At 68.2% G+C, this 14,100-nt stretch carries 13 protein-coding genes and 2 pseudogenes; 6 read left to right on the top strand and 9 right to left on the bottom strand.

What is annotated here, in order from left to right:
* Positions 1–148: 148 nt before the first annotated feature.
* The 8 genes from ACTOQ3_RS39815 to ACTOQ3_RS39780 form a co-directional block, all read right to left on the bottom strand.
* Positions 149–1,384, bottom strand: coding sequence for an iron-containing alcohol dehydrogenase (locus tag ACTOQ3_RS39815; RefSeq protein WP_440088960.1), 1,236 nt, complete (start codon positions 1,382–1,384; stop codon positions 149–151).
* Positions 1,377–1,778 (bottom strand): Ldh family oxidoreductase, encoded by a 402-nt coding sequence (locus ACTOQ3_RS39810; RefSeq protein ID WP_440089006.1) that lies wholly within the window; start codon positions 1,776–1,778, stop codon positions 1,377–1,379. Before ACTOQ3_RS39810 ends, ACTOQ3_RS39815 begins: the two co-directional genes overlap by 8 nt.
* A gap of 92 nt (positions 1,779–1,870) precedes the next feature.
* Positions 1,871–3,331, bottom strand: a complete 1,461-nt coding sequence (locus ACTOQ3_RS39805) for an NAD-dependent succinate-semialdehyde dehydrogenase (RefSeq protein WP_440088959.1) — start codon at positions 3,329–3,331, stop codon at positions 1,871–1,873.
* A 285-nt stretch (positions 3,332–3,616) separates the two neighbouring features.
* Entirely contained in the window at positions 3,617–4,693 is a 1,077-nt protein-coding gene (locus tag ACTOQ3_RS39800; protein WP_440088958.1) for an ABC transporter ATP-binding protein, read from the bottom strand.
* Positions 4,693–5,760 carry an ABC transporter ATP-binding protein gene (locus ACTOQ3_RS39795; RefSeq protein WP_440088956.1) on the bottom strand — a complete coding sequence of 356 codons (1,068 nt, stop codon included), beginning with the start codon at positions 5,758–5,760 and terminating at the stop codon, positions 4,693–4,695. The genes ACTOQ3_RS39800 and ACTOQ3_RS39795 overlap by 1 nt, the downstream gene beginning before the upstream one ends.
* On the bottom strand, positions 5,760–6,671 hold the full coding sequence (locus ACTOQ3_RS39790; protein WP_440088954.1) for a carbohydrate ABC transporter permease: 912 nt from the start codon (positions 6,669–6,671) through the stop codon (positions 5,760–5,762). The genes ACTOQ3_RS39795 and ACTOQ3_RS39790 overlap by 1 nt, the downstream gene beginning before the upstream one ends.
* Positions 6,671–7,537, bottom strand: a complete 867-nt coding sequence (locus ACTOQ3_RS39785; RefSeq protein WP_440088953.1) for a carbohydrate ABC transporter permease — start codon at positions 7,535–7,537, stop codon at positions 6,671–6,673. The genes ACTOQ3_RS39790 and ACTOQ3_RS39785 overlap by 1 nt, the downstream gene beginning before the upstream one ends.
* 80 nt (positions 7,538–7,617) lie before the next feature.
* A complete protein-coding gene (locus ACTOQ3_RS39780; RefSeq protein WP_440088951.1) occupies positions 7,618–8,991 on the bottom strand; it encodes an extracellular solute-binding protein in 1,374 nt (457 codons plus the stop codon).
* A gap of 441 nt (positions 8,992–9,432) precedes the next feature.
* Here ACTOQ3_RS39780 and ACTOQ3_RS39775 point away from each other — a divergent pair, with 441 nt between their 5' ends.
* The 6 genes and pseudogenes from ACTOQ3_RS39775 to ACTOQ3_RS39750 all read left to right on the top strand — a co-directional run.
* Positions 9,433–10,176, top strand: a complete 744-nt coding sequence (locus ACTOQ3_RS39775; protein ID WP_440088950.1) for a GntR family transcriptional regulator — start codon at positions 9,433–9,435, stop codon at positions 10,174–10,176.
* Between the two features lie 92 nt (positions 10,177–10,268).
* Complete coding sequence (locus ACTOQ3_RS39770; RefSeq protein WP_350738673.1) at positions 10,269–10,838, top strand: DJ-1/PfpI family protein; 570 nt, start codon at positions 10,269–10,271, stop codon at positions 10,836–10,838.
* A 19-nt stretch (positions 10,839–10,857) separates the two neighbouring features.
* Positions 10,858–11,679: an alpha/beta fold hydrolase gene (locus tag ACTOQ3_RS39765; protein WP_440088948.1), complete on the top strand. Its 822-nt coding sequence runs from the start codon at positions 10,858–10,860 to the stop codon at positions 11,677–11,679.
* A gap of 16 nt (positions 11,680–11,695) precedes the next feature.
* Positions 11,696–12,201, top strand: a pseudogene (locus tag ACTOQ3_RS39760) (IS5 family transposase); the annotation flags it as partial.
* Between the two features lie 6 nt (positions 12,202–12,207).
* Entirely contained in the window at positions 12,208–12,600 is a 393-nt protein-coding gene (locus ACTOQ3_RS39755; protein ID WP_440089005.1) for an SDR family NAD(P)-dependent oxidoreductase, read from the top strand.
* Positions 12,601–12,817: 217 nt separating this feature from the next.
* Positions 12,818–13,036 (top strand): annotated as a pseudogene (locus ACTOQ3_RS39750) (DUF4158 domain-containing protein); the annotation flags it as partial.
* Between the two features lie 45 nt (positions 13,037–13,081).
* Here the strand turns inward: ACTOQ3_RS39750 and ACTOQ3_RS39745 are convergent.
* Positions 13,082–14,086 carry an NAD-dependent epimerase/dehydratase family protein gene (locus ACTOQ3_RS39745; RefSeq protein ID WP_440088946.1) on the bottom strand — a complete coding sequence of 335 codons (1,005 nt, stop codon included), beginning with the start codon at positions 14,084–14,086 and terminating at the stop codon, positions 13,082–13,084.
* Positions 14,087–14,100 lie beyond the last annotated feature (14 nt).

Here is a 14,100-nt window from a genome sequence, read left to right as displayed (position 1 = left end):
GAGTTGTGGCTGCTGTGGCCGTGGCCGGCCTGGTGGGCGCGCAGCCGTGCGCCAGGCCTGGGAATGGGCGGCTCCCATTAAGGCGTAGCCGACAATCCCGATACCCGGGGTGGGGCAGGGAACTCGTCGTCATGTGAAAGGCCCGTCACTATCTCTGCTCCGGAGTCAGGACGTGTCGGGTCCGGTCCCCGATCCAGGCCGCTTCGAGGATCGCGGTCAGGCTGGCGGTGTCGGTCGGGCCTGGATGGTTCTGGATCAAGCGGGTGACGCCACTGGCCATCTCCGCGAAGCGCGGGAGGTCGGCGCGTGCCACGCCGATGTCCGCCAAGGTGGTAGGGATGCCGATGTCGGCAAGGAGCCCGTCGAGCCAGGTGAGGAACGTATCTGCGGCCTCGGCATCCGAGGCGTCGGTCACGTCGAGCCCGCACACCCCGGCGAGGATGGCCAACCGGTCGCCGATGGCATCCCTGGCCGCGTCCAGCGCGTAGGGCAGCAGCAGCCCGACGCCCAGGCCGTGCGGTGTGTGGGTGGCTGCGCCGATGGGGTACTGGAGGGCGTGCGGAGCCGCGTTGCCCGCGTGGGAAAACGCGAGCCCGGCCAGCATGGACCCATAGGACATGTCCGCGCGCGCGTCCTTGTCGCCTCCGTCCCTGACGACACGGGGCAAGCTGCGGGCGATCCGCTCCGCGGCCAGGAGCGCGTAGTGATCGGTGATCGGGTTGCGGCCGAGGAAGACCTGCTCCACCGGGTCGCGCGGTCCGTGGGCCCGAGGTCGCGCGGTGTAGCTCTCCACCGCGTGACAAAACGCGTCGATGCCGGAGTGGGCAGTGACGGTCGCAGGGCAGGTGTAGGTGAGCTCGGGGTCGACGATGGCGAAGTCGGGCACGATGTGGACGCTGGAGACCCCCACCTTCAGCTCGCGGTCCGGGTCGGTCAACACCGAGACGGGTGTGAGCTCGGAGCCGGTGCCTGACGTCGTCGGGACCGCGACAAGAGGAATCGTCGGCCCCGGCACCTTCGACTCGCCGTAGAAGTCGCGCGGCGTCCCACCGTGGCGCCGGATGACGCCGACGATTTTGGCGAGGTCGATCACCGTGCCACCCCCGATGGCGAGGATCACGTCGGCGTCCACCTCTGCGGCGACCGAGACGGCCAGGGCGACATCGGTGAGTGGCACGTCCGGAGTCGCGTCGGCGAACACCCCGACGACTTCGACCTTCTCCCGCACGGCGGCCACGATCTCGGCCACGCCCGGCTGCCCCAGAAGAACCCGGTCGGTCACGATGAGGACTCGCGAGCCACACTCGGCCACCACTCGTGGGATGTTCTGCGCGACCCCTTCGCCCACTATCAGCTGGCGTGGTCCGCGGACGGTCTCAAGCATGTCGGTGCCTCTCTGGAACGTCGGCGGTGATTTGCTGGGCGGACGTCCAGGTCACCTGCGAGACCGGGACGGCGTCGGCAAGGTTGGCTGCCGGGTGGCGCAGGCGCGCGCCGGGCTCCCGGACTCGGTCGTGCCCGGGCGCCCTCGGGTCCATCGCGATGAAGACCTCGCCCTTGGTGGGCGGGTCAGTCGGGCCGAGGGTCCCGCGGACATCGTCGCCAAGGGCGGTACGAGTCAAGGTCGCGACCAGCACCTCGATCATGAGCCCGAGGGCGTGGCCTTTGGGACCGCCGAAAGGGCTGATCGCCCCATCCACCGCCGCGGCCGCGTCTGTGGCGCGCGCACCGGCGGAGCCGACGGCGTCCCCGGGTGCCGGCGGATTCGTGCCGACCATGGCCCGGGGCCCGCCCCACGGGTGGAGGCCGGTCAGGCCATGTGTGCACAGGACGCGGTGATCCTCGGCGGGCACCCGGAGCGGCGGGCCGGTCACGGTAGGTCGATCGCCGCGTAGGTGACGTCGAGGTACTCAAGGATGCCCTCGTGCGACCCCTCCTTGCCGATCCCGGACTGCTTCACGCCTCCGAACGGAGCCGACGGGTCCGAGATCAGACCACGGTTGATGCCGACCATCCCCGTCTCCAGCCCCTCGGTGAACCGGAGCGCCCGCTGGAGGTCACGGGTGAAGACGTATCCGACCAGGCCGTGCTCGGTGTCGTTGGCCTTCGCCATTACCTCGTCGTCGGACGTGAACGAGATGATCGGCGCCACCGGGCCGAAGATTTCCGCCTCCAGTATCCGCGCCTCTTCGGGCACGTCGACGAGGACCGTAGGCGGGTAGAAGTGGCCCGGCCCCTCCGGACGCTCGCCGCCCACCAGGACACGGGCGCCGCGATTGACCGCGTCGGCGACGAGCTCGTCGATCTTGGTGACCGAGGCCTCGTCGATCAACGCCCCGACGTCCACGCCGTCGTCGAGACCATGGCCCACCGAGAGCGCGCCCATCCGCTTGGCGAAGCGCGCCGTGAACTCCTCGCGCACCGGCTCCTCGACGTAGATTCGGTTGGCCGCGATGCAGGACTCCCCGATGTTGCGCATCTTGGCCACCATGGCACCGTCGAGCGCGACGTCCAGGTCCGCGTCGGCACACACGATCAAGGCCGCGTTGCCGCCCAGTTCCATGGAGGTGCGCAGCACGTTGTCCGCCGCCTGTCGTAGCAGCACGCGCCCGACCTCGGTCGACCCGGTGAACGAAAGCTTGCGGGTCCGACGGTCGGCCAGCAGTGCTGAGACCACCTCGCCGGCACGCTTGGTTGTCACGACGTTGACGACGCCCGGGGGAACGCCGACCTCCTCCATGATGCGGGCCAGGAACAGCATGGTGAGTGGCGTCTGGGCTGCCGGCTTGGTGATCGTCGTGCAGCCCGCCGCCAGCGCAGGAGCGATCTTGCGGGCACCCATGGCCAACGGAAAGTTCCAGGGCGTCACGAAGACGCACGGTCCGACCGGCTTCGGCACGGTGAGGATGCGATATCCACCGGCGGGAGCGGTGTTGTAGCGCCCCTCGACGCGCACCGCCTCCTCGGCGAACCAACGGAAGAACTCGGCGCCGTAGGCCACCTCTCCCCGAGCCTCGGCGAGCGGCTTGCCCATCTCGAGCGTTATCAGCCGGGCGACCTCCTCGGATCGCTCGGTCAGTGCCCGGTACGTCGCGGTCAACAACTCCGACCGTTTTCGCGGCGGGGTCGCCGCCCACTCCGCCATTGCCTTGCTCGCCACGTCCAGAGCGGCGAGCCCGTCAACGACGCCGGCGTCCGCCACCTCGGCGATGGTCTCGCCGGTGGCCGGGTCCTCGACGACAAAGGTGGCTCCGCCGGCGGCGTCGCGCCAGGTGTCGCCGATCCGGAGCCGCCGGTGCTCGGGGGCCAGGACGTTCATCGGGTCACTCATCGCGTCGCCTCCTGTGATGTTCTTGGTGATGTCCAGCGTGACCTCGGCGATCGCGCCACGCGCGTTGACGAACGGGTCACACGGCCTCGTCGGGGCCGTGGTTGCCGAGCGGGTCGAACGTGGCCGTTGGCCCTGGGGCCCTGGCTGCAGGGCGACGCCCCGCACCACCGATCGCCTTCTCGGACCATGGCTGCTTCAGCGTCGTCAGGCCGTGCTCACCGGTGACGGTCCGCCGAGGCTCGATCGCCACGTGCGGGCGCATGTTGACGTCGCCGCCCTGCGCGGTTACCTCCCGGCCTCGGACAGCGCCAGCCCGGTGCCCGCGTCGAACAGGTGCGCACGGTCCAGGTCGACCGTGACAAGCAGCCGCTCGCCCGGCGTACCGGTGACGGTGGGTCGTGCCTTGACCTTGAGGATCTCCGTCCCCACTTGGACGTCGACCACCGTTCGGTCACCGAGCGGCTCAAGGCCGTAGAGCTCGCCCGACAACGACGCGTCCCCACGCTGCTCGACGGACAGATCCTCCGCGCGCAGGCCCAGCAGCAGCGGACGACCGTCCTCAGCCGTGGTCCAGCGGGGCCGCGGCAGCGTCCAGCCTTCCGCACCGACCAGACGATCTCCCTCGGCGTGGCAGGCGAGCAGGCTGATCGGCGGGCTCCCGACGAATCCCGCGACCCACTGGTTGGCTGGACGCTCGTACACCTCGGCCGGCGTTCCGACCTGTTGCACCTTCCCCTCCTTGAGGACCGCGACCTGGTCGGCCATGGACAGGGCCTCGACCTGGTCGTTGGTCACGTAGACGAAGGTTGCCCCGAGGCTCCGGTGGATGCGGGTGAGCTCGGTGCGCATCTCGACGCGGAGCTTGAGGTCGAGGTTCGTCAGCGGCTCGTCCATGAGAAACGCGCGCGGGCGACGGACCAGCGCCCGGGCCAGGGCGACACGCTGCATCTCACCGCCCGACAACTGCGCGGGACGACGCTGCAGCAGACGTTCGATGTGCAGCAGGCTCGACATCTGCTCGACGGCAGCGGCGATCTCGCTCGAAGAACAGCGGCGTGCCCGCAGCGGCGAAGCGATGTTCTCGTACACCGTGTGTCGCGGGTAGAGGGCGTAGCTCTGGAAGACCATGGCCAGGTCGCGTGCGGCCGGGGTGTCACCGGTCGCGTCCTTCCCGTCCAGATGCACCGACCCGGCGTCAAGCTTCTCAAGGCCGGCGATCGCTCGCAGGGTCGTCGTCTTGCCTGCCCCGGAGGGCCCGAGCACGACGAAGAACGAGCCGTCCGGCACGTCCAGCGTCACCCCGTCCAGGGCCTGGACCTTACCGAAGGACTTGCACAGCCCGTGCACCGCCACGGTTCCCATCAGGCCACCAGCTCTTCCGTGCTCACGTCGTAGACCGGCGGGGGCCCGCCGGTGTGCCGCAGCCCGACCGGTGCGTCAGCGGCGAAACGGACAGTCGGTGGCATCCGAACCCGTACGTCGCGCTGGCCGCCGTGGTCAACCACGTAGATGATTTCGTCGCCCAGCCACTCCGCCGAGACCACGCGGGCCGGGACCGAACGTTCCGCCCCTGGTTCTGTGACTTCCAGCGCCTCCGGCCGGACCCCTGCGACCAGGGAACGGTCGCGCGGCAGGTTTGGCGGTGGCGTGAGGACCAGTCCGCTCTTACTGCGCAGTTTCCCGTCGGCCACCTCCACCTCAATCAGGTTCATCGGCGGGGAGCCGATGAATGCGGCGCAGAAAAGACTCGCCGGACGGTCGTAGACCTCCAGCGGCGTGCCGATCTGCTCGACGCGGCCCTTGTTGAGGATGGCGATTCTGTGACCGAGCGACATCGCCTCGACCTGGTCGTGGGTGACGTAGACCATCGTCGTCCCCAGCTCCCCCTGCAGGTGCTTGATCTCCGTGCGCATGTCCGCCCTCAGCTCCGCGTCCAGATTGGTGAGAGGTTCGTCCATGAGGAACGCGCGCGGTCGTCGCACCAGGGCGCGAGCAAGCGCGACGCGCTGCTGCTCCCCGCCGGACAGCCGGTGCGGTCGCCGGTCCAGGAGCGGACCGAGCCGCATCAGCCGGGCGGCCTCGTCGACCCGCTCCTGCACCTCCGGCTTGGGCAGTCCCTCGGCCCGCAGCGGGAACGCCAGGTTGTCGCGGGTTCTCAGATGCGGGTAGAGGGCGTAGAACTGGAACACCATGGCGATGTCGCGCTCGGCGGGCGGCAGGTCGTTGACCAGCGTGTCGCCGATGCGGATGTCGCCCGTCGTCTGCCTCTCCAGGCCGGCTATGGCCCGCAGCGTGGTCGTCTTGCCGCACCCCGAAGGGCCGAGCATCACGAACAGCTCACCGTCGGCGATGGACAGGTCCACGTGATCAACTGCGACCGTCCCGTCCGGGTAGCGCTTGTGCAGGGCGGTCACCTCGATGCCCGCCATCAGCGTCGCACCGCCCCGAGCGTCACACCGGCGACGAGGTGCTTGCGCACCAGGTAGGCGAAGACGAGCACCGGCAGGGCGAAAACCACGGAGGCGGCGGCCACGAGACCCCAGTCCACGGTGGTTCCACCGATGAGGCCGGCGATGGCGGGTGGGGCCGTCCGCACGGTGTCGCTGGAGGTAAGGAAGATGGCGAACACGAACTCGTTCCACGAGAAGATGAGGGCGAAGACCGCCGTCGCGGCGATACCGGGCAGGAGCAGGGGAAGGGTGAATTTCCAGAACGCCTGCAGGCGGGTGTAGCCGTCGAGCATGGCGGCATCCTCGTACTCTGCGGGCACCTCGTCGACGAACCCCTTCATCATCCAGATCGTGAACGGGACGTTGAACGCGGTGTAGATGAGGATCAGGCCGAGCTTGGTGTCGATGAGCCCGAGTTGGCGGTACATGAGGAAGATCGGGATCACGACCACCACGGGCGGCATGAAGCGGGTGGACAGGATGAAGAACAGCTGGTCCTTCTTGGCCTTCACGGCGAAGCGTGAGTAGGCCCAGGCCGCCGGGACCCCCAGCACGGTGGCCAGCGCCGTGGAGACCCCGGCGACCACGACGGAGTTGAGGAACGCGACGGACAAGGTCGAACGACCGCCGCCGGAGGCGACGAACACGTCCTTGTAATGGTCCAGGGTGACCTTGAAGTCGAAGAACTTGGCCGGGATGGCGTAGACGTCCCGGTTCTCCTTGATGGACGTCTCGATCATCCACAGCACCGGGAAGAGCATCACGACGGCCAGCACGGTCAGCAGCGCGACCTCCAGCACGGCGCGGCCCCGGCCGCCGAAGCGGCGCGCGGGGGGCGTGTGATCCCGGACAGGACCTGCGGACACGGCCTCGTCGACGGAGACGGCCATCAGTCCTCCTTGAGCTTGTTCAAGTAGCGCAGGTAGAGCTGCGTGAGGACGATGACGACGAGGACCATGAGGATCCCGTATGCCGAGGCGGTTCCGGTGTTGAAGCCCAGGAACGCGACCTTGTAGACGTGGAACGACAACGTCTCGGTGGAGACCCCCGGACCTCCGCTGGTGAGGATGTAGACGAGGTCGAACAGCCGGAAGGCCTCGATGGCCCTGAACAACACGGCGATGAGGAGCAGCGGCCACACCAGCGGAAGAGTGATGGTGCGGAACCGGAACCACTCGGACGCCCGGTCGATCGAGGCGGCCTCGTACAAGTACTTGGGGACCGCGGTAAGGCCCGCGAGTGCGATGAGCATGATGAACGGCGTCCATTGCCAGGTGTCGACCACGATCAGGGAGATCAGTGCCGTTCGCTGCCGGGTGAGCCACTCCACCTGCCCCAGGCCGAGCGAGCCGAGCATGCTGTTGATCACGCCGAACTGCGCGTCGAGCATGAATTTCCAGAACAGCCCGACCACGACCTGCGACAGCATCATCGGAACCAGGAACAGAGTGGTCAGCAGTCCTCGCCCGTGCGTGCGCCGTGAGATCAGGTAGGCGATGGTGAAACCGAGCACGGTCTGCAGGGTGACCGCGCCGACCACGTAGATCAACGTCGTGAAGGCCCTCAGGTGGACCTGCGCCGACGTCAGGATGGCGGTGTAGTTCTCGAACCAGACGAAATCGGCGGGCCCCCCGCGGGTGGCCGAGTAGTCGGTGAAGGACAGGTACAACGCCCACAGCAACGGGAACACCGACATGGCGAGCAACAGCAGCAGCGCCGGGGAGATGAAGGCCACGGTGAGCCAGCGGTCGCTCAACCGGCGGGACCGACCCGGTGCAGGCGGCGTCGCGGACGCCACCTGCCCGGGGCGGTCGGTCGTCAGAGGGGCGGGGTCACTCACAGTCCGCCGCCGCCCTTGCGGTTGCCGGAGTCGAGCACGCCCTGCTGCTCCTTGGCGATGTCGTTGAGCGCGTCCTTCGGCGTCTTCGCGCCGTTGAGAGCCGCGTTCACGTTGGTGTTCTCAATGTCGACGAGGCGCGCGTACTCGGGCACGTTCCACATGTCCCGCATCCGCGAAACCGAGTCGGTGTACACCTGGTTGAACGGCCCGGCGTTGAGGAACTCGGGCGACTCCAGGGCGTCCGTACGCGATGGCACGCCACCGGCGGCGGCCCACTTCTTCTGGATGTCGGCCTGCTCGAACCACTTCATGAAGTTCAGGGCCTCCGCCTGGTTCGCCTCGGGGGAGTAGGCCGACACGTGCATCCCCATGCCGCCGAGAGGCACCAGGTTCGTCTTCTGGCTCGGCAGGGTGGCAAAACCCAGCTTGTCGAGAATCTCCTCCCGCGTGGTGCCGAGCGTCGACTGCTTCGGGTCAAGCAGGCCGCCGCTCGCGGCGATCCAGTTGAACGCGATGCATGCCTTGCCCTGGGCGACCGCCGCGTTCACCTCGTCGATGAACCAGTTGCCGGAGCCCTTGGCGGTCAGCGGCTTCATCTTGTTGACCAGGACGTCCATCGCCTCCTGGCCCGCAGCGTCGTTGATGACGCCGTCGATCTTGCGCGTCTTGGAGTTCCAGAGGTTGCCGCCGTAGACGCCGTTGACCGTGTTGTAGGTTACGGCCGCGGCGTCGGAGCCGTTGGCCTGGTGGAAAGCCAGCCCGCTGACGCCAGGGTTGTCCGCCTGGCACTTCTCGGCGACTGAGATCATCTCGTCCCACGTCTGCGGTGGCTTGTCGCCGATCAGGTCCTTGCGGTAGATCATCGTCCAGGTGTCGCCGAGCAGCGGCAGTCCGTACAGGCTGGCGTTTTCGTCGCGCTTGCCGGTCTCCGCCTGGGGGTACTGGCCGTAGGCCGCCAGGAGGTACGGGTTGTAGGCCTTGACGTCGATGTTCTTCTTGACGAAGTCGGTGAGGTCGAGGATGTTGCCGTTCGTCACGGCCTCGCCGATGTGCTGCGAGTCCAGGATCGGGATGTCGAAGTCGGTCTTGTGCGCTGCGAACTGGGTGAACATCGCGTCGTGCCAGTTCGCGTTCGGCACGGTGTTGACCTTGATGGTCACGTTCGACCGCTCCTTGGTGTACTCCGCGTTCGCGAAGTCTTCCAGCGCGTGGGCGGGGGGCCAGTCGAACCAGATGAAGCTGAGGGTCAGCGGGTCCTTGGTGAGCTCCGGGATGGTCGCCGGTGCCTTGGGGGCGCTCGCCTCGTCCTGGCCGCCGCCGCAAGCCGCCACGGTCGTGGCCACTAACATGGCCGCCGTCGCCAGCTGCACCTTTCGACGGGGAACGGACAGTCGTCCTACTCGCTGCGGATACCGCATCTTCTTGCCTGCTTTCTGGGGGGGACCTCTGGAGCCTTGCTGCGTGCTTCGCCGAGCAGTTGCTGGGTTGTTCAGGCGTGCTGCCGGCTGTCGCAGGGGCTGACCCGCAGACCGGCGTCACGAGTACGCCGCGACGTAATGGGGCTTCAAGCAGTCGAGAGAAGTCCTTCGGTCCTTGTGCGGCCCGGTGGCGAATCGAGTAGGACGTCGAGCATGCTCATGGGAGCTCCAACTGATCGAAGCGGAGCGATGGCGGGCGGTTCCCCGACGGGTGAAGGATGGGTGGCATCCGTCACCTTTCCTATACGATCCGAGTAGGGGCGTCAATATCCCGCAGCATTGCGACCGATGTCAACAAGTTCTCGAAGACGCAGGAAAGGACCTCACGTCACGATGGACGACGAAGTGATGATCGTGCGGCGCCGTGGGGCCATGACGGGCGGAACGCCGCCGGGAAGATCTCGCGGCCGGCTTGCCGACGAGGTGTACGACACGCTGCTCGGACAGCTGATGTCGCTACGGATCGAGCCTGGCTCCCGCGTCACGATCGACGCCCTGGCGCGAGAGCTGGGGGTCTCGCAGACGCCGATCCGAGACGCTCTGAACCGCATGGAGGCCGAGGGCCTGGTCGTGCGTGTGCCCCATGCCGGCTATCGCATTCCCCCCCAGATCACCCGTGACCGATTCGAGGACATGCTTGAGATCCGCCTGCTCCTCGAGCCGGCAGCGGCGCGCAGATCCGCCGAACGCGCATCCTCGAAGCAGGTGGCCGGTCTGCGACGAATGCTGGAGGAGATGGCGGAGCTGGAGGGGGGCGACGGGCCCATGGCCTATGGCGCCTTCGGGCTGCGCGACGCCGCTTTTCACGATCTCGTCGCCCTGAGCGCGGGGAACCAGGTCATCCGCGAAGCGCTCGCTCGCCTGCACACGCACGTGCACCTGTTCCGGCTTCTCCACGACACCCAGGTCACTCACTTGGCCATGGCCGAGCACGAAGAAGTTCTGGCCGCGATCGCCGCGCGCGACCCCGACGCCGCCGCCTACGCCATGCGTCGGCACATCCTGCTGTCCGGCGAGCGGTTCCGGCGATTGTTCGACGAGGCCGAGGGCGCGGACGGAATGGCGGTAAAGGCTTGACGGGCGGTCTGGGCCGAGGAATGCTAACCCAATCGGATCGGATTGGATCGGATTGGATCCACTTCACCCGCCCCAGATGCGAGGAGAAGCAGGTGCCCAGAGCACTGCTCCTGACCGGCGACGCCGCCGAGGAGCTCGACACCATGTATCCCTACTATCGCGTGCAGGAGGGCGGCTGGGACGTTGACGTCTCGTCACGGACGATGCGTGACGTTCAGCTGGTCATCCACGAGTTCGACCCCAACTCCGACGCCTACGTGGAGAAGAACGGCCGAAAGTTGCCGGTCGACGTGCCCTGGGCCGAGGTCGACGTCGAGCGCTATGACGCCCTCATCATCCCTGGGGGACGTGCCCCCGAGTGGATCCGGGTCGACGCCGACGTCAGGCGCATCACCGAGCACTTCTTCGCGCGCGACCTCCCGATCGCGCTGGTGTGCCACGGCGCGCAGGTGCCGGCTGTGTACGGGCTGCTGAAGGGTCGAAAGACGGCGTGCTTCCCCCCCATCACCGGTGACATGGAGAACGCGGGCGCGACGGTCATCGACGCTCCCGACGTCGTGGACGGCAACCTCGTCTCCTGCCGGGGGTGGCCCGACATGCCGCAATTCGGCAGGGCGATGATGGAGCTCTTTTCGAAGTCCATCAACTCCGCATCGGCATGAGCACACCGGACCTGTCTCGGTGACGGCACTTCGGACCGTCACCGTCGACGGCTCCCCCGTCCACGTCCTGGAGAGCGGCACCGGGCCCGCGGTGCTGATGCTGCACGGCTCCGGACCCGGTACGACCGGATCCGGCGCCTGGGCAACGACGGCACAGGCGCTGGGCACGTCCTGGCACCTGGTGGCTCCTGACCAGGCGGGGTTCGGCCGTACACCAATCCCGGCAGGCTCCAGGGGTGGGCTCCGGCTGTGGACGGAGCAGGCCGCGGGCCTGATGGATGCTCTCGGTGTCGAGCACTACGCCGTGGTGGGCCACTCCATGGGCGGTGCCGTGGCGCTGGCGCTGGCGGCCGCGCGCCCCCAGCAGGTCACCCGTGTCGTGGCGGTCTCGACGATGGGCGCCCCCGGGGCGCCGCTGTCCGCCGAACTCGACGCGATCTGGGCCGCCCCCGCCGGCCCGCTCGGGGCACGAGACATGTTGAGTCGCCTCGTCCTCGACCAAGCGCTCGTGACCGAGTCGGCCGTCGCCGCCCGTGCAGCCGCGATGCGAGCGGGGGCGGCCGCATTCGCGTCGTTGTTCCCTCCACCCAGGGCACGTTGGGCCGACGAGCTCACCCTCTCGGCGCAAACGCTGGCAGGGATCCGCGCGCCCGTGCTGCTCGTCCACGGCGCCGAGGACCGAGTCACCCCGCTCGGGACGGCAGCCCTGCCCCTGCTCGAACACCTGGCCGATGTCCGTCTGCACGTGCTCGGCCGATGCGGGCACGTGCCGGCGCTCGAGCACCCGCACGACTTCAGGCGACTCCTGTCGTGCTTCCTCGGCCGGGAACGAGGTCACTGATTGCTGCGACAGGTCCGCAGCCCGTGCTCAAGCAGATGAGCGCTACGGCCCCTGGCAAACCATCTACCAGCGCTTTCGCCGCTGGTCAGCCGACGGCACCTTCACCCGGCTCCTGCAGCACGTCCAGGTTCACGACGACGCCGTCGGCCAGGTCGACCGGTCGGCCATCTGCGTGGACTCCACCATCGTGCGCGCTCACCAACACGCGGCCGGAGCCCGTAAAAAGGGACCCACCACAGGACATACGGACAGCAACCCGGTCAGAGCGATCAGGACCGACAGGCGCTCGGGCGCTCGCGCGGCGGACTGACCACCAAGATCCACCTGGCCGTCGACGGACGCGGCCTGCCTCTGACATGCATCCTCACCGGCGGCAACGTCAACGACTGCACCCAGTTCACCGCCGTGATGGAGGCCATCCGCGTGCCCCGCACACGGCCCGACCATGTGATCGCCGACAAGGGCTACAGCTCCCGCACCATCCGCACCTACCTGCGCCGACGCGGCATTGGTACCACCATCTCGGCCGTGACCATCGCCTGCCCACTGCTCTTCCACAAAACAGGTCCTAGCGCCCTTCCCCGCGACCCGAGCCATGACGAGGCAGTGGCCGAGGTCATCGCTCGACATGGTCGCATCGACATCCTCGTGAACAACGCTGGACGTAGCCACGTCGGCGCCGTGGAGGAAACCGGCGAGGCCGGGCACCGGGCCCTGTTCGAGGTCCGCTTCTTCGGCCCCGCCGCGCTGACCCGCGCCGCCCTCCCCCACCTGCGGGCACGGCGGTCCGACGCGATCGTGCAGGTCAGCAGCGTGGGAGGACGATTGTCGTTCGCGGGAATCTCCGCCTACAGCGCGACGAAGTTCGCGCTCGAAGGCTTCTCCGAAGCGCTACGGGCCGAGGCCGCCCATTGGGCGTAACCGTGTTCATCGTCGAGCCGGGCAACTTCCGCACCGGACTGCTCGCCGCGTCCGGCGAGAGATTGAATGAGACCGAGGGTCGCGCGCGGCGCCGGCGGGCAGCTCGCTGTCCTTGAACTGGGCCACGCCTGGCCTGGCGTGACATCGGATCATCCCGGCGACGTGGGCGTGTACGACCCTGTTGCCTAATTCTGGTCGCGTCGGCGTGTTCGCATGAGTGGCCGAGCTGAGGCAGTCCTTCCGGCTGGATCGCGCGGCGCTTGGCGCGCTGGCCGGCAAACGCCGCCCGGACACCCGCTTGGGGTGGGCGGTGCAGTGGGGCACGGTGCGTGTGCTCGGGGTGTTTCTGACCGAGGCCCCCGCTGAGGTCCCGGGAGCGGTGAGGTTCGTCGCTGAGCAGCTGGAACTCGATCCCAGGTGCTCGGCCGGCGGCAGCAGACGGCGTACGAGCACGCCTGGGAGATCCGGGAACTGCTGGGGGCTATCGGCCTTGGCTCTCAGCAGCTGGCCGCACGTGAGGCGTTCCACCTGGCCGCTGACTTTCCGGGTGGTGGTGCCGATACCAGTTCAGTGTTGCGGATACGGCCTGGTCGTGGGGGGTGACGTTGACGGGTCCGAAGGCATTGCGGAAGGCGGAGTCGTCGGAGATGAATGGCCGGTCGCGCTGATACCAGGTCTCACCGAGTTCGCGGACGATGGGGTTGAACAGCCCGATGAGGCGCTGTGTGGTCCGACCGAGCCCGGCGATCCTGGGGGTGTCGCCGATCGCGGACCACACGTGGTCGAGGAATTGGCGTCCGGTGATCGCCTCGGCGGCTGGTAGGTGCCAGGCGCGCCCGTCGGCCTGTTGGTGTTCCCCGAGGGTGACCAGTGCAGCGGCGATGTCGGGGAGGTAGTTGAGGGTGTGGGGCTGGTCGAGGTCGCCGACCCAGCGGGCGGTCTTTCCTTTCAGTGCGGCGGCGAAGATGGTCGGGCCGAGGACGGTGTTGACGCCGCCGGGCCCGTAGTAGTCCGATGCCCGGCCTAAGGTGGCGCGGACCCGGCCGGATCGGTGAGCGTCGAGGATGAGCTTGTCCACCTCAGCGCGGGCGCGGCCTTTTGGGAAGCCCGCGGTGTGGGGCAGGTCCTCGGTCATCGGGCCCTCGACCGGCCCATAGACGTAGAGGTTGTCGGCCATCACCAGTTTGGCGCCGGCGGCCTCGACTCCGGCGAGCACGGTTCGGGTGAGGGCGGGGAAGTTCTTGGGCCAGCGCGTGTAGCCGGGTTGTGCGCATTGGTAGACGACGGCGGCGCCGTCGCAGGCGGCGATCGCGCCGTCGAGCGTGGTGATGTCGGCGCGGAGGTCGTGTGGGCCGGTGGCCGCGCCGCGGCTGACGGCTCTGACGTGGTGGCCGCGGGCGGTGAGTTCGGCCACGACGGCTTTGCCGAGTGCTCCGGTGGCGCCGAGTACAACGTGCAGTCGGGACATGACGTCCTCCAGTTTCAAGATTTAATAACGCT

It is taken from the genome of Streptosporangium sp. LJ11 (genome assembly GCF_051918945.1).
GTDB lineage: Bacteria > Actinomycetota > Actinomycetes > Streptosporangiales > Streptosporangiaceae > Streptosporangium.
This window is presented reverse-complemented; position numbering and strand designations above follow the sequence as displayed.

What these genes read in the sequence shown, in the direction of transcription:
- ACTOQ3_RS39775 (WP_440088950.1), top strand. Translation starts at nt 9,433, where the DNA reads ATGGACGACGAAGTGATGATCGTGCGGCGCCGTGGGGCCATGACGGGC.
- ACTOQ3_RS39810 (WP_440089006.1), bottom strand. Translation starts at nt 1,778, where the DNA reads ATGGTCGGCACGAATCCGCCGGCACCCGGGGACGCCGTCGGCTCCGCC.
- ACTOQ3_RS39805 (WP_440088959.1), bottom strand. Translation starts at nt 3,331, where the DNA reads ATGAGTGACCCGATGAACGTCCTGGCCCCCGAGCACCGGCGGCTCCGG.
- ACTOQ3_RS39790 (WP_440088954.1), bottom strand. Translation starts at nt 6,671, where the DNA reads ATGGCCGTCTCCGTCGACGAGGCCGTGTCCGCAGGTCCTGTCCGGGAT.
- ACTOQ3_RS39800 (WP_440088958.1), bottom strand. Translation starts at nt 4,693, where the DNA reads ATGGGAACCGTGGCGGTGCACGGGCTGTGCAAGTCCTTCGGTAAGGTC.
- ACTOQ3_RS39795 (WP_440088956.1), bottom strand. Translation starts at nt 5,760, where the DNA reads ATGGCGGGCATCGAGGTGACCGCCCTGCACAAGCGCTACCCGGACGGG.
- ACTOQ3_RS39815 (WP_440088960.1), bottom strand. Translation starts at nt 1,384, where the DNA reads ATGCTTGAGACCGTCCGCGGACCACGCCAGCTGATAGTGGGCGAAGGG.